Raw genomic sequence first — 15374 nt, forward strand, 5'->3', positions numbered from 1 at the left:
CAGCTATTAAATGCATAGCGCCATGATTCAAAGCCACGCCATCACCCTCCCCCACGGGATCACCCTGCACTGCCGCGTGAGCGGTGCAGCGGGCCGCCCGGTGCTGCTGTTTTTGCACGGATTCCCCGAAGGCGCCTTCATCTGGGACGAGCTGCTGACGCACTTTGCCCGCCCGGAAAACGGCGGCTACCGCTGCGTGGCGCCTTATCTGCGCGGGTTTGGCCCCTCCAGCAGCCCGGCCGAGGTAGAGGCCTACCGCGCCAAACACCTGGTGCAGGATCTTGCCGCGCTGATTGCCCACGAATGCCCCGGCGGCACGCTGGAATGCCTGGTGGCGCACGACTGGGGCGGCGCCGTGGCCTGGAACCTGGCCAACCAGCAACCCCAGCTCATGAAGCGGCTGGCCATCTTCAACTCCCCGCACCCAGGGGCCTTCTTGCGCGAGCTGCAGCACAACCCGGCCCAGCAGGCGGGCAGCCAGTACATGCACTTCCTGTGCCGCCCGGATGCCGAGACGTTGCTGGCGGACGACAACTTTCGGCGCCTGTTCGGCTTTTTCGACGCCCCGGACGGCAGCGCCCCCGCCTGGCTGACGGACAGCGTGCGCGCCCAGTACCGCGCCCTGTGGCAACAGGGCCTGACCGGCGCCTGCAACTACTACCGCGCCAGCCCGCTGCGCCCGCCACGCCAAAATGGCAGTGAGAGCGACAACAGCGTGCAAGCCATCACCCTGCCCGAAAGCATGCTCACGGTGACCGTTCCCACCCTGGTGTTGTGGGGCATGAACGACCCCGCCCTGCTGCCCGGCCTGCTCGACGGCCTGCCCGGCTGGGTGCCACAACTGCAATTGCACCGCGTGGAGGGCGCATCGCACTGGATCGTGCACGAGCAGCCCGAGCGTGTGGCGATGGAGTTGCAGCGCTTTTTACATCAAAAAGCATAGCTGCTTGCGCTTTATTTATAAGCGCTGGCTGCCATTTTTGCCATTGAATTCCCAACCTCCTGGCAAGGCCTCAGTACACCGAATCCTCGCCCTCAGGCCGCGTCTTGAAACGCTTGTGCACCCAGTAATACTGCTCGGGCATGGTGTCGATCACGGCCTGCAACTCGCGGTTCATGCGCGCGGTGTCGGCCTCGGCGTCATCGGTGGGGTAATGGCCCCAAGCGGGCGACACCTCGGCCACGTAGCCGGTGGGCGTCATGCGCGAATACACCCCCACCACCTTGGCCCGCCCCAGCCGTGCAAAGCGCGACAGCGACGGAATGGTGGCCGCCGTGACACCGTAGAACGGCACGAACACCGAGTCGTTGCGGCCATAGTCCATGTCGGGCAACAAATACAGCAAGCCGCCCTTGCGCAGATTGGCGATGATGGGTTTCACGCCGTCGTTGCGGTTGAGCATGCGCACATCGCCAAAACGCTGGCGACCGTCCATGAACCACGCATCCACCGCCGGATCGGGGTGGGTGGCAAAAATGGACGTAAACGCACGGCCCGTGTTCAGCGGCAACGCCAGCCCGCCCGCGTCCATGCCGTAGAAGTGCGGCGCAAACAGGATGGTGGGCGTATCGCCGTCCAGCTCATGGACCGCGCCAGCAAGGCGCACGCGCTGCTCCACTACCGCACGCGGTGCGGCCCAAAGCCAGCTGCGGTCCAGCCAGGTCTGGCAGAAAACGACGAAGCTCGCCCGCGCCACGGCACGGCGGCGCGCTTCGCTCCAATCCGGGAAACACAGCGCCAGATTGCGCAGCGCCACCTTGCGCCGCGGCGCCACCAGCACAAAAGCCACCTGCCCCAGCACCCAGCCCATGCCCCGCAACACAGGCAGGGGCAACAGCGCCAGCACGCGCATGAACCACACGCCCAAACGGCCCGTCAGCCCCTTCATTGCTCGGCCCCCGCCGCAGGCGCGGCGTCGCCACGCGGCTGCTTGTAGCGGGCATAGCCCCACAGATACTGCTCGGGGCACTGGCGGATAAGGTGTTCCATGGCCTGGTTTGTCTGCAAGACGGCAAGCTCCAGCTGCTCAGACAGCGGCTGCGCCAGCGGTTCGAAATGGGTGACAAAACCACGCCCCCACGACAAGCGCTCGCAGCGCACCAGCACGATGGCCGCGCCCGTTTGCTGGGCCAGGCGCACGGCCAAGGTCATGGTGTAGGCGTCGCGGCCAAAAAAAGCTGCCCAGTGGCCCTGCCCGGCAGGCGGCACCTGGTCGGGCAGCAGGCCCACGGCCTCGCCCCGGCGCAGGGCCTTGATCATCTGGCGCACGCCCGCCAGCGTGGTGGGCACGGCCTGCATGCCGGGGCGGTTGCGCGCGGTTTCCATCACCTTGGCCAGCCAGGGCTGGCGCGCTGGGCGGTAAAGCACCGTGATCGGGCCGCGCTCAGCACTCCAGCGCCGCGCCACCGTCTGGGCCGACAGCTCAAAACACCCTTGGTGCGGCGTGAGAAGCAAAATGCCACGCCCAGCCGCATAAGCCTGCTCTACACACGCTTCGCCCTCGATGCGGCTGGGCAGTGGCGCACCCAGCCACAGGCGCGGCAGCTCGGCCACCATGCGGCCCGCGTGGGCCACGGCGGCACGCACCGCGCCAAACGAATACCCCGCCAGCGCCGAGTTCGCCAAAAAACGGCGCCGATAGGTGGGCGACGCACAAAAAGCCACCCAACCCATGGCCGCGCCCATGATGTGAAGCAACCACAACGGAAATACGGAAAAGAATCGGAAGACGACTGGCATTAAAATGTGGGGGTCGCTGAGTTAAATGAGCAACTTGCAGGGCGACGGTAAAAAAATCTGCTAAAGCGTTCGCCAAAACTCCTTCGGGGTGAGGGCAACGCCCCAAATGCCGGAACACAGGAGTTTATTCAAATGGCGAACGACTTTCTCTTTACCTCGGAATCCGTCTCCGAAGGCCATCCCGACAAGGTGGCCGACCAGATCTCGGACGCGATTCTCGACGCGATCTTCACGCAAGACCCCCGCAGCCGTGTCGCCGCCGAGACGCTGACCAACACAGGCCTCGTGGTACTGGCGGGCGAGATCACCACCAACGCCCACGTGGACTACATCCAGGTGGCGCGCGACACCATCAAGCGCATCGGCTACGACAACACCGACTACGGCATCGACTACAAGGGCTGCGCGGTGATGGTCTGCTACGACAAGCAGAGCAACGACATCGCCCAGGGCGTGGACCACGCAAGCGACGACCACCTGAACACCGGCGCTGGCGACCAAGGCCTGATGTTCGGCTACGCCTGCGACGAAACGCCTGAGCTGATGCCCGCGCCCATCTACTACGCCCACCGCCTGGTGGAGCGCCAGGCCCAGTTGCGCAAGGACGGCCGCCTGCCCTTTTTGCGCCCCGACGCCAAGAGCCAGGTGACCATGCGTTATGTGGACGGCAAGCCCCACAGCATCGACACCGTGGTGCTCTCCACCCAGCACAGCCCCGACCAGAGCGAGTCGCAGACAAAGATGAAGGCCTCGTTCACCGAAGCCATCATCGAAGAAATCATCAAGCCCGTGCTGCCCAAAGAGTGGCTGCAAGACACGCGCTACCTGATCAACCCCACGGGCCGCTTCGTCATCGGCGGCCCCCAGGGCGACTGCGGCCTCACCGGCCGCAAGATCATCGTGGACACCTACGGCGGTGCCTGCCCCCACGGCGGCGGCGCCTTCAGCGGCAAAGATCCAACAAAGGTGGACCGCTCGGCCGCCTACGCCGCGCGCTACGTGGCCAAGAACATCGTGGCGGCCGGCCTGGCCCGCCAGTGCCAGATCCAGGTGGCCTACGCCATCGGCGTGGCCGAGCCGATGAACATCACGGTCTACACCGAAGGCACGGGCGTGATCTCCGACGAGCGCCTGGCAGCGCTGGTGCGGGAGCATTTCGACCTGCGCCCCAAGGGCATCATCCAGATGCTGGACCTGCTGCGCCCCATCTACGAAAAGACGGCGGCCTATGGGCACTTTGGGCGTGAAGAGCCTGAGTTCAGTTGGGAGAAGACCGATAAAGCTGCTGCACTGCGTGCAGCAGCAGGGCTGTAAGCCCTCCGCGCGAGCAGCGCGAGAGCGCCAAAAGCAGCAAAGCGATTCATGGGCCTGCAACCCTCGCCCCCTCGCTTTTGGCGCGATCCGGCACTTCCTTTCGTTGAAAGCCGGAGCGCCATCGACAGCCGCGCCTGCTATCGACCGCACACCCACGCCACGTATTCCATAGGGGTGGTGGATGCTGGCACCAGCGTCTTCGCATCCGGTGGCCACAGCGTGCGCCTGATGGCAGGCACGCTGGTGGCTGTGCCCGCAGGCTGCGTGCATGCCTGCAACCCGGCGCCAGACGGGCCATGGAGCTACCAGATGCTCCATCTGGATGCGGCCTGGCTCGAAAGCACATTGGCACAAGCCAACGCCCCGCGCAGCCCCAGCCACGCGCTGGTACTGCGCGCCCCCTCGGCCTACGAGGCGTTCTGCGCGCTCAATCGCCAGCTATTTTCCGATGTGCCCACCGCCGACAAAGAGGCCGCGCTGACAAAATTCCTTGTGCAAGGCGCTTGGCGTTCAGGCGACGTGCTTGCCCTGTCCCCTTGCACCACCTCCGGACGGCTTGCGCGCGTGCAAGCCTTGTTGCAAGCACGATACGCAGAGCCGTTGCCGCTTTCCACCTTAGCCCAGGCCGCCAACATGGCGCCGCATACGCTGGTCCGTGCGTTTCGCGCCGCAACGGGGCTGACGCCCCATGCCTACCAATTGGACCTGCGCATCAACGCGGCGCGCGGGCTGCTGCGCGTGGGCAGCGCCCCTGCCGCTGTGGCGCACGAGCTGGGTTTTTACGATCAGAGCCATTTTCAGAACGCGTTCAAACAGCGGGTGGCGGCCACGCCAGGCGACTACCGGCGCTGATACCGCACCCGCTGGCTCTGCACTGCAAGCGCTGCACAGCCAGCAATTTTTTCCAATACAGCAGCGTAGCCTGCCCACGACACTGCACGCCGCGCGACGGGGGTCGCGCCACACAAAAGGCGCTGCATTGATCGAACAATTTCTCATGGTGGCAGGGGCCCACTTTCTCGCCCTGCTGAGCCCCGGCCCGGATTTTTTCCTCATCGTGCGCACGGCGCTGCTCCATGGATGGCGGCGTGCCAGCGGCATCTGTGTCGGGGTGGCTCTGGGCAACGGCTTGTTCATCGGCTTGGCATGGGCTGGCCTGTCCGCCATCCAACCGGGCAGTCCTGCCTTCACGATCCTGCAATGGGCCGGCAGCCTATACCTCGCGTGGCTCGGCTGGCAGTTGCTGCGCTCGCCTGGCACCTCCATCACGGTGGATGGGAGCACCCACGGCGCCCCGCGCCCCGGTTGGGGGCAAGGCCTGCGCATGGGGCTGGCCTCGGCCCTGCTCAACCCGAAGAATGCGCTCTTCTATGCCAGCCTGTTCTCCTTGCTGGCAGGAACGCCCCGCAGCCTGCAGGCGCTCTACGGGGTATGGATGGTGAGCGTCGTTCTGGGCTGGGATCTGCTGGTGGCCGCGGCGGCCGGACACCGCGCTGTGGTCGAGCGCTTCGCGCGGCATCTGCGGTCTATCGAACGGGTCACCGGCGCCACACTGCTGCTCATCGCCGTGGGCGTGGCCACCCAAGCTCTGGCAAACCGATGAAACACGGCCCTGCGCCGCAAGTCAAGCCACCGCGTCCTGCGCCTGCACCACACAATTGCGCCCGCTGGACTTGGCCTTGTACAGCGCCGTGTCCGCGCGCTTGATGAGTGCGTGGCTGTCTTCCTGGTGGTCCCAGGTGGCCACGCCAAAGCTGGCGCTCACATGGCCCACGGAGTCAAACGGCGTGCCTGCAATGCGCTCGCGCACTGCCTCGGCCATCGCCATGGCGGCGTCCATGGGGGTTTCTTTGAGCAAGATGATGAACTCCTCGCCGCCAAAACGCGCCGCGCAGTCGGACGAGCGCAGCAGCTCGCGCACGCGCAGCGCCGTGTTCTTGAGCACCACGTCCCCCGAGTCGTGCCCGAAGGTGTCGTTGATGCGCTTGAAGAAGTCGAGGTCGAACATCACCACCGACAGGCTGCTTTTTTTGGTGCGTGTGTCGGCCATTTCTACCTCCAGTTGCTCAAAAAAGCGGCGGCGATTGACCAGGTCGGTAAGAAAGTCCTTGGTCGCCAAGTCTTCCAGCTTGACATTGAGCCGCGCCATGGGCTCGATCACCAGCGACGAGAGCGAGAGGTTGAGCACCACGAACAACAACGCAAAGCTGGCCACCATCGCCGCCATCACGGTATTGAAGGTCTGGCGCGCTTTCTCCAGCGGGAAATACATCGGCACCTTGACCACCTGAATGCCCACCGTCTCGTTCATGCCCCAGCCAAAACCGTTCTTGTCACCATAAATTTTGAGCATGGTGGGCGGCGCGACGGCAGGGGTGCTGTGGCAGGCCATGCACTGGGGCTGCTTGATGGTGATGGGGCGCGCCACATACATGGCGCGGTGTGTGCCCTCACCCACCTCGCCCGTCACCTCTTTTTTGTGGTCGACGCGGCCCTCACGGAAGTCGCTGATGACGCGCTCCTCCCACTCGGTGGCGCGGTCGCGCAGGTTGGTGGGGTTGAGCACCGCCTCTTTGTACTCAAAGCCGGGGAAACGGCTCTGCAGGCGACGCAGCGTCTCGGTGGCGGCGTAGGCGGGCACGGTCTGCGGTAGAAACTTTTCGGCCAGCGTCACATCCAGGTGCGGCTTGACGAGTTCGGTGGTGTAGTCACGGATGGCCATGGCCGCGTGCATCATGATCTGCGACTTGTGCTGCACCTCCTCGATGGCCGCCTGCTGCAAGAAACGGTGAACATAAACGCCCGCACCCAGCACCGCCAGCAGCAGCACGCCGGCCAGCACCAGATTGAATTTGAGCCGCAAAGACATGGATATCTTTCAGAGCGTTTTGGCGGAGGTCTCGCAGCGGCCCCTATAGCCCATCTTGCGCGCATCCGCTTTGATCGTGGGAAACATCAGGTTACGTTGTGCCAGATTTACGGGCAACAGTCCAATGTTTCGTGGTGGCGCGGCCTGCGGCTGCTACAAACCGCGCACGCTCAGCGACAAATGGCGCCGGTAAGCGGGGCGCACCCGGTACAACTGCGCAGGCCGGTGGGCACCACCGGTCTGCAAGGCACCGGGCACCGGTTCCAGCATGTCAAGCTCGTCCATCTTGCGGCGAAAGCTCACCTTGTTGACCGGCTCGCCCAGCACCGCCTCGTACACCGCCTGCAACTGCGGCAGCGTGAATGGCTCGGCGCACAGGTGCACGGGCATGGACGAATACTGGCTTTTGCTGCGCAGGCGGGCCACGGCGGCATCGACCATGGCGCGGTGATCGAAAGGCAGCGCGGGCACATCAGTCACCGGCACCAGTGTGAGGGGCGAGCCCGCCAGCAGCGCGGGCGGAACCAGCGCGCAATACACCACGGCCAGCGACCAGCCACGCGGATCGCGCACCGGGCCGGAGAAGGTGGCCAATTGCTCCAGGTACGGGCTTTGCAGCCCTGCCTTGTCGTGCAGCACGCGGGCAGCGCTGGCCGCTGTATCGGCATCCTCATCGGCATGGACATAGCCACCGGGCAGCGCCAGCGCCCCGGCGAACGGAGGCCGATCGCGCCGCAGCAGCGCCACCTGTAGCGCGCCCTCGTGCAAGGTCAGCAGGACCACGTCCACGGTACAGATCACGGAGCGGGCAGAGGGTTCGGTCATTGGCACAAGTTTGTCACAAAAATGGACGAACAGGACCACGCTCATCAAACCCTATTGCAGAGTGACACATGTTTTTTCAATTTAGTTAGTTTATTTTTTTTACTAACAAGCTTACACTGGGCACACCAACGAAGGAGAAGACCATGGCCCGCAACATCCAGCTTCTGGTGATCGACCCCCAAAACGACTTCTGCGACCTGCCCGCAGCGTATCGCCCCGCAGGCAGCGCGCCCAGCCTGCCCGTGGCGGGCGCCCATGCCGACATGCAGCGCCTGGCTGCCTTCATCCGCGCCCAGGGCATGGCACTTGACGCCATCACCATCACGCTCGACTCCCACCAGCGTTTCGACATCGCCCATCCCGGCTTCTGGCAGACCGGCGCCGGTGCGGATGTGGCGCCCTTCACCCCCATCACCGCCGCCCAGGTGCGCGCGGGCGACTACCTGCCGCGCAACCCCCCCGCCCTGGCACGCACCCTGCAGTACCTGGACGCCCTGGAAACCCAGGGCCGCTACACACTGATGGTGTGGCCCGTGCACTGCGAGATAGGCAGTTGGGGCCATGGCGTGCACGCCGACGTGTTGGCCGCTTGCGGCGCGTGGCAATTGCAACGCCAGCGCGCGGTGCGCAACGTGTTCAAAGGCACCAACCCCTGGACAGAGCACTACAGCGCCATCGAGGCCGAAGTGCCCGATGCCGACGACGAAAGCACCGCGCTCAACACCACCCTGCTGCAGTCGCTGGGCCAGGCCGATGTGCTGCTGATTGCAGGCGAGGCCAGCAGCCACTGCGTGCGCTCGACCACCGAACACATCGTGCTGCACCTGCCGCGCCTGTTGCCGGGCTGGTTGGCCAGCCGCATCGTGCTGCTGACCGATGGCATGAGCCCGGTGGGCGGGTTCGATGCGCAGCACCAGGCGTTTCTGCAGGCCATGCGCACCGCAGGGGCGCAGTTGGCCACCATGAACGAAATAAGGCTCTAGCGCTTATTCATCAAGCACTAATAGCTATAAATTTAGGAGCAAACAATGAATCCCGTCATCACCAGCCTGCTCGACACCGACCTCTACAAGTTCACCATGTGGCAGGCGCTGCTGCACCGCCATCCGCAAACCCAAAGCGAGTACCGCTTTGTGTGCCGCAACACCCCGGCCTACCCGCTGGCCGAGCTGCTGCCCGAGGTAAACACCGCGCTGGACCACCTGTGCACGCTGCGCTTCACGGCGGACGAACTGGCCTACGTGGCCGGGCTGCGCTACATCAAGAGCGACTTCGTGGACTTTCTGCGCATCTTCCAGTTTCAGCGCAGCTTCATCAACGCCTGGGCCGAGGGCGACCAGTTGCACATCGTGGCGCGCGGCCCGCAGGTGCATGTGATGGGTTTCGAGATCTTCGTGCTGGCCATCGTCAACGAGCTGTACTTCCGCCGCTGTGACGCCGGGCAGGCCCTGGCCAACGGCCGCGAACGCCTGGCCGCCAAGGTGCAACAGCTACAGGCGCTGGCCCAGCAGGCCACGCTGCGCCACCCTTTCGAGCTGTTCGACTTTGGCCTGCGCCGCCGCTACAGCGGGGCCTGGCAGCGCGAGGTGGTGCAGACCTTTGCCACACAAACACCGCAGTGGTTCAAAGGCACCAGCAACGTGCTGCTGGCGCGCGACCTGGGCCTGGTGCCCATCGGCACCATGGCGCACGAATACCTGCAGACCTACCAGGCGCTGGGCGTGCGCCTGCGTGATTTTCAAAAGGCCGCGCTCGAAAACTGGGTGCAGGAATACCGGGGCGACCTCGGCATTGCGCTGACCGACACCGTGGGCATGGACGCCTTTCTGGCCGACTTCGACCTCTACTTCGCCAAGCTGTTCGACGGCCTGCGCCACGACTCGGGCGACCCGGTGGCCTGGGGCGAAAAGGCCCTGGCCCACTACGTCCGCCTGCGCATCGACGCACACACCAAGCGGCTGGTGTTCTCCGACGGCCTTGACCTCCCACGCGCCCTCATGCTCTACCGCCACTTTGGCGACCGCACCCAACTGGGGTTTGGCATTGGCACCAACCTGACCAACGACATGGGCGCAGACCACAAGCCGCTGAACATCGTGATGAAGCTCACCCACGCCAACGGGCAGCCCGTGGCCAAGCTGTCAGACACACCGGGCAAGACGCTGTGCGACGATGAAACGTATTTGGCCTACTTGCGCCAAGTCTTCAACGTGAAAGACTGACACCATGCTCTGCATCACCATCGCCCAGCTCAACTTCACCGTCGGCGACATCGAAGGCAACGTGGCCCGCATGGTGGCCGCCGCCCAACAGGCCGCCAGCGACCAATCCGACCTGATCGTTTTCAGCGAACTCGCGCTGTGTGGCTACTACCCCGGCGACATGCTGGAGGAAGGCGCCTTCCAACAACGCATCGAAGCGGGTCTGGCCGCGCTGCAACGCGCATCCGCCGAGCTGCCGCAACTGCACTGGGTAGTGGGCGCCCCCACGCCCGCGCGCGGGCCCGGCAAGCGCCTGCACAACAGCCTGCTGGTGCTGCAGGGCGGCGCCGTGCGCCTGCAATACGCCAAGCAACTGCTGCCCACCTACAACATCTTTGACGAACGCCGCCACTTCGAGCCCGGCCCCGACGTGGCCAAGGTGCTGCGCATCGGCAGCGCACAGGTGGGCCTCTTGATCTGCGAAGACGGCTGGAACGACCACGGCGCCGACTACGCCACCAATCCCTTCGAGCGCCTGCGCGACGCCGCGCCCGACCTGGTGGTCAGCATCAACGCCAGCCCCAGCCACATTGGCAAGCGCGAGCAGCGCCACCAGATTTTTGGCGACGCCGCGCGCCGCCACGGCCTGCCCATCCTGTACGTGAACCAGATCGGCGGGCACGACCAGGTGGTGTACGACGGCGCCTCGTTCGCGGCCGAGCCCGATGCAGGCATCGTGTTTGAAGCCCAGCGGTTTGTGGAAGACGTGCGCACGCTGCAGTTCGACAACGGCCACTTTCTGACAGCCGACGGAGAACGTCCCGCCCCCGTGTCCGCACGCGGCCTGCCCACCATGGATTTTTACCGCCAGCAGATCGTGCTGGGCCTCTCGGACTACGCACGGCGCTGCGGCTTCAAACAAGTAGTGGTGGGCAGCTCGGGCGGCATCGACAGCGCGCTCACGCTGGCGCTGGCGGCCGAGGCGCTGGGTGCGGACAACGTGGTGGGCATCACCATGCCATCGCGCTACTCCAGCAGCGGCTCGGTCGATGACTCGGTGGCGCTGTGCAAAAACCTGGGCGTGCAGCTCTTCACACACCCGATCGCCGAACTGGTAGCGGGCTACGCGCAGCAGTTCGAGGCCAGCTTTGGCCCACCGCTGGCGGGCCTGCCGCTCGAAAACCTGCAGGCGCGCATTCGCGGCACGGTGCTGATGGAATATTCCAATGCCTTCGGCCACCTGCTGCTCACCACGGGCAACAAATCGGAAATATCGGTGGGCTATTGCACGCTCTACGGCGACACCAACGGCGGCCTGGGCCTGATCGGAGACCTCTACAAGACCGAGGTGTTTGCCCTCTCACGCCACGTCAACGAACACGCCGGGCGTGCGCTGATTCCGCAGTCCATCATCGACAAGGAGCCCTCTGCCGAGTTGGCCCCCGGCCAACGCGATGTGGACAGCCTGCCGCCCTACCCCGTACTTGATGAGGTGCTCAAGCTGCTCATTGAAGGCGACCGCCTTTCTGCCGCTGAGCACGCGGCAGCGCAGACCTTTGTGGCGCAGTTGCAGGCCGACGACGCGGGCCGCGCCTTGGTGCAGCGCGTGCGCATGATGGTGGCGCGCAACGAATACAAACGCCGCCAGGCCCCGCCCATCGTGCGCGTGCGGGCACGGGCCTTTGGCAGCGGGCGGCAGATGCCAATTGCCGCGCGCTATGTGTGAATTGCCAATCGATTAAAATCACTACAAAAATGATAGCTGCTAGCGCTTGATAGATAAGCGCCAGGGGTCAAAATTATCAAAACCCTCATCCGGTAACGCTGACATATGCTCGACACCGCCATCTACATCGGGCGTTTTGAACCCGTGCACAGCGGCCACATGGCGCTGCTGCAGCGTGCGCTGGACAGCGCCCCGCAGGTCATCGTCGTGATCGGTTCGGCCTGGCAGGCCCGCTCACCCAAAAACCCCTTCACCTGGCAAGAGCGCGAGGCCATGCTGCGTGGCGCCCTGCCCGCCGCCGACCAGGCCCGCGTGCAGGTGCTCCCCATGCGCGACCACTACAACGAAGCCGTGTGGGTGCAGGCCGTGCGCAGCGGTGTGGAGCAGCTCACGTCGCCCGGCGCGCGCATCGGGCTGGTGGGCCACTTCAAGGACGCCACCAGCGGCTACCTGAGCGCTTTTCCCAACTGGCAGCTCATCCACATGGAGCGCCAGGGCCGCATCGACGCCACCGCCATCCGCGACGCATACTTTGGCGCGACGCCCGCCACGGTGCGCACCGCGCTGGCGCCGCTGACGGGCGAGATCCCTGAAAGCACCCTGGCCGCCCTGGAGCGTTTTGCACAAACCCCATACTACCCCGCGCTGCAGGAGGAATGGCGCATGCTGCGCGGCTACCGCGAGGCCTGGGCCGCCGCGCCCTACCCGCCCGTGTTCGTAACGGTGGACGCCGTGCTGCGCTGCCAGAACCACGTGCTGCTCATCCGCCGTGCCCACGCCCCCGGCAAGGGCCAACTGGCTGTGCCCGGCGGCTTCATCGAGCAGCGCGAAACCGTGTGGCAGTCGTGCCTGCGCGAGCTGGTGGAAGAAACCCACTGCCACCTGCCCGAGGCCACCATGCGCGCCGCGCTGCAGTCGGTGGCCGTGTTCGACCACCCTGACCGCAGCCAACGCGGGCGCACGCTCACCCATGCGCACTACTTTGATTTGGGCGACGCACCGTTTCCGGTGGTGCAGGCCGATGACGACGCAATGCTGGTGCAGTGGACGCGCATCGACCAGCTTGCGGGTTTGGAAGAGGAATTCTTTGAAGACCACTTCCACATGCTGGACCACTTTTTTGGCATCACCCGTGGCTGATGCCCCACCCGCACGCGGCCCGGCTGGCTCTTACTTGGTGTCGTAGGCTTCCGCAGGGTCGTCATTGGGCGCGGCGAAGGCCGCCTTGAGCGAAGCCCCCATGGGGATGCCCACAATGGCCGACGACGGCGGAATGGGCTGCAGGAACCACTTGTTGTAGAGCTGCTCCAGCGCACCCGAGGCCATCATTTTCTTGATCGCATCGTCCACCGCTTGCTTGAAACGCGGATCATCCTTGCGCAGCATGATGCTGAGCGGCTCCACCCCCAGGGGCTTGCCAACAATCTTGTAATCCTGAGGATTCTTCGAATTGGCGATGTTCCCGGCCAGGGTGTTGTCGTCCATGGCAAAAGCGTCGGCTCGGCCGGATTCAAGCAGCAGGAAGCTGTCCGAATGGTCCTTGCCAAAAAGCACCGTGAAGACCGCTCCCTTCTCGCTTTCGAGCTTGCGCAGGCGCTGAACCAGCGTGGTGCCCGTGGTCGTGACCACCGTCTTGCCCGCCAGTTGCTCCAGCGACTGAATGCCCGAGGATGCCTTGACGGCAATCCGCGCCTCCGTCACGTAGGTGGTCACTGCAAAGGCCACCTGCTGCTTGCGCACGGCGGTGTTGCTGGTGGAGCCACATTCGATGTCGATGGTGCCGTTTTGCAGCAGCGGCATGCGGTTTTGCGAGGTGACCGGCATGTACTTGATCGTGGCCTTGGGCAACAGCGCCCCTAGCACCCGCTCGCACAACTCCACGTGGTAGCCGATGAACTTCTCACGGCCCAGCAGGTAGGACAGGGGCGGGGACGATTCGCGCGCCCCCATCACGATGCTGCCCGAGGCCATGGCCTTGGCCAATGTGTCGCTGCTCTGCGCTCCAGCCCCCAGGCTGATCGCCGCAATCAATCCCACTCCAACGGATTTCAGGTTCATGCTTGTCTCCTTGTTTTGTAATGAATGAACAGCGGCGGCGGCGGTTGTTGTGTTGTCCCGCCGCCTCGCCAGGCGCTATTTGCGCCGCGCGATCTCGTCCAGGCTCTCGCGCAGGGCCTGGTCCAGGATGTCAACGCCGCGGTCGATTTCCGCGTGTGTGGTCGTCAGCGGCGGTGCAATGCGCCACACCGAGCCGCGCTCGGGGCGGCGCCGGATGTTCATGCTCAGGCCCAGCGCAAAACACTTCTTGGTGGTGAGGGCGCCCAGTTCGTGGAACGGCAGGCGGGACTCACGGTCCTGCACCAGCTCCACGCCCAGCAGCATGCCCTCGCCGCGCACATCGCCAATGGCCTCGTAGCGCTGCTGCAACTCCTGCAGCCGGCCACGCAGGTAGGCGCCTGTGGTTCTGGCACGCTCGATGAGCTGCTCTTTCTGGATCGTCTCCAGCACCGCCAGGCCCACCGTGGCGGGCAACGGGTCCGAGACATGGCTCGTGTAGAAGGTGAAGCCCTTCTCATGCACGTCCTGCTCAATCTTGGCCGTGGTGATGGTGGCGGCCAGCGGCAAGCCCCCGCCCATCGTCTTGGACACGCTCATGATGTCGGGCACCACGCCGAAAAAGTCGGCGGCGTGGCGATGGCCGATGCGGCCGAAGGCTGTCTGCGCCTCATCAAAAATAAGCAGCATGCCGCGCTCGTCGGCGGCACGGCGCAGCGCCTGCATGTAGGACTTGGGCGGCACCAGCACACCACCTGCGCTGATGATGGGCTCGATGATGATGGCCGCTCGGCGGCCGGTGGAGGCCATGTCGTACATCTTCAGGCCCAGCTCCAGGCAAGCCAGCGCCGATTCTTCGCCCGACATGCCAGCAATGTAGGGCCGATAGGCATTCGGCTCGGGCATCACGTGCACGCCAGGCACATGCACGCCATAGCCCTTGCGGTCGCTCGCGAACGAGACAGCGCTGGTGCCGCCCGTCACACCGTGCCAGGAGCCACCCACAGCCAGAATCTCGTAGCCCCCGGTGTACATCTTGGCCATGCGCAGCGCCACTTCGTTGCTCTCCGAGCCGGTGTTGACGAAGATGGACTTGCGCAGCGGCTCGGGCATCCAGTCGCGCGCCAGGGTAGCGCCCAGCTCGGCCACAACCTCGGGGATCATCCCGCTGAACATGTGAAAGGCCTTTTCACCGGCCTCATGCACCGCGCGCACGATGGCCGGGTGGTTGTGGCCAATCGTGGCGCACATCTGGCCCGACGTGAAATCAAGAATCTCGCGCCCCGTGTCGTCGATCACGATGCAGCCCTTGGCACTGCGAAACAGATTGGGAAAGGTGTCGCCGCCGTAGCGCACCAGAAACTCCTGCGCGGCTTCCCGCAGCCCTTGGTTCGCCACCTGCCCTTGTTGCATGTCCATCATCAGTCCTCGCTGGTTTCGTTGATGGGTTCATGATGTGGGAGCCTCTTCGGCACGTCCAATGTCAAGATCACATGGCACGCCCATGCGCCGCTTGCATGGGCCTTGTGTATTCCACATGGAAGGTGATCACATAGGCATGGAAGATAACTAAACCTAGAAATGGCAGCTGACCGCTTGGTTCTTTTCGGCAGACCACTGAAATCGAGCCGTGACTGCTCCGTT

The 15374-nt window shown here is 64.7% G+C and carries 14 protein-coding genes; 8 read left to right on the plus strand and 6 right to left on the minus strand.

Features of this window, described 5'->3' with window-relative positions; genetic code table 11:
• Positions 1-22 precede the first annotated feature (22 nt).
• Positions 23-943: an alpha/beta fold hydrolase gene (locus tag Q0105_RS14325; RefSeq protein ID WP_298212806.1), complete on the plus strand. Its 921-nt coding sequence runs from the start codon at positions 23-25 to the stop codon at positions 941-943.
• Positions 944-1013: 70 nt separating this feature from the next.
• Here the strand turns inward: Q0105_RS14325 and Q0105_RS14330 are convergent, their stop codons facing one another.
• Positions 1014-1880 carry a lipid A biosynthesis acyltransferase gene (locus Q0105_RS14330; protein ID WP_298212834.1) on the minus strand — a complete coding sequence of 289 codons (867 nt, stop codon included), beginning with the start codon at positions 1878-1880 and terminating at the stop codon, positions 1014-1016.
• 5 nt (positions 1881-1885) lie between these two features.
• Positions 1886-2740, minus strand: coding sequence for a lysophospholipid acyltransferase family protein (locus Q0105_RS14335; RefSeq protein ID WP_298212807.1), 855 nt, complete (start codon positions 2738-2740; stop codon positions 1886-1888).
• 132 nt (positions 2741-2872) lie between these two features.
• Between Q0105_RS14335 and metK the strand changes: the two genes are divergently transcribed.
• The 3 genes from metK to Q0105_RS14350 all read left to right on the plus strand — a co-directional run bounded on the left by metK (position 2873) and on the right by Q0105_RS14350 (position 5657).
• On the plus strand, positions 2873-4054 hold the full coding sequence (metK, locus tag Q0105_RS14340; RefSeq protein ID WP_298212808.1) for a methionine adenosyltransferase: 1182 nt from the start codon (positions 2873-2875) through the stop codon (positions 4052-4054).
• A 48-nt stretch (positions 4055-4102) separates the two neighbouring features.
• On the plus strand, positions 4103-4906 hold the full coding sequence (locus Q0105_RS14345) for an AraC family transcriptional regulator (RefSeq protein WP_298212809.1): 804 nt from the start codon (positions 4103-4105) through the stop codon (positions 4904-4906).
• A gap of 127 nt (positions 4907-5033) precedes the next feature.
• Entirely contained in the window at positions 5034-5657 is a 624-nt protein-coding gene (locus Q0105_RS14350; protein ID WP_366145929.1) for a LysE family translocator, read from the plus strand.
• Positions 5658-5678: 21 nt separating this feature from the next.
• Here Q0105_RS14350 and Q0105_RS14355 read toward each other — a convergent pair whose 3' ends face one another.
• Positions 5679-6923 (minus strand): diguanylate cyclase, encoded by a 1245-nt coding sequence (locus tag Q0105_RS14355; protein ID WP_298212810.1) that lies wholly within the window; start codon positions 6921-6923, stop codon positions 5679-5681.
• Between the two features lie 153 nt (positions 6924-7076).
• Entirely contained in the window at positions 7077-7748 is a 672-nt protein-coding gene (locus tag Q0105_RS14360; protein WP_298212811.1) for an NUDIX hydrolase, read from the minus strand.
• A gap of 143 nt (positions 7749-7891) precedes the next feature.
• On the opposite strand from Q0105_RS14360, the gene Q0105_RS14365 reads away from it, so the two are divergent.
• The 4 genes from Q0105_RS14365 to Q0105_RS14380 all read left to right on the plus strand — a co-directional run bounded on the left by Q0105_RS14365 (position 7892) and on the right by Q0105_RS14380 (position 12815).
• A complete protein-coding gene (locus Q0105_RS14365) occupies positions 7892-8731 on the plus strand; it encodes a cysteine hydrolase (protein WP_298212812.1) in 840 nt (279 codons plus the stop codon).
• Between the two features lie 45 nt (positions 8732-8776).
• On the plus strand, positions 8777-9970 hold the full coding sequence (gene pncB, locus Q0105_RS14370) for a nicotinate phosphoribosyltransferase (protein ID WP_298212813.1): 1194 nt from the start codon (positions 8777-8779) through the stop codon (positions 9968-9970).
• A 4-nt stretch (positions 9971-9974) separates the two neighbouring features.
• Positions 9975-11675 (plus strand): NAD+ synthase, encoded by a 1701-nt coding sequence (locus tag Q0105_RS14375; RefSeq protein ID WP_298212814.1) that lies wholly within the window; start codon positions 9975-9977, stop codon positions 11673-11675.
• 105 nt (positions 11676-11780) lie between these two features.
• Entirely contained in the window at positions 11781-12815 is a 1035-nt protein-coding gene (locus Q0105_RS14380) for a bifunctional nicotinamide-nucleotide adenylyltransferase/Nudix hydroxylase (protein WP_298212815.1), read from the plus strand.
• Between the two features lie 30 nt (positions 12816-12845).
• On the opposite strand, the gene Q0105_RS14385 is transcribed toward Q0105_RS14380, so the two are convergent.
• Together Q0105_RS14385 and Q0105_RS14390 are read right to left on the minus strand one after the other, a co-directional pair.
• The gene (locus Q0105_RS14385) at positions 12846-13733 is read right to left on the minus strand and encodes an amino acid ABC transporter substrate-binding protein (protein WP_298212816.1); all 888 of its coding nucleotides are present in this window, start codon (positions 13731-13733) and stop codon (positions 12846-12848) included.
• 75 nt (positions 13734-13808) lie between these two features.
• On the minus strand, positions 13809-15149 hold the full coding sequence (locus Q0105_RS14390) for an aspartate aminotransferase family protein (protein ID WP_298212817.1): 1341 nt from the start codon (positions 15147-15149) through the stop codon (positions 13809-13811).
• Positions 15150-15374 lie beyond the last annotated feature (225 nt).

The sequence above is a fragment of the Acidovorax sp. genome, assembly GCF_027492855.1.
Lineage (GTDB): Bacteria > Pseudomonadota > Gammaproteobacteria > Burkholderiales > Burkholderiaceae_C > Acidovorax.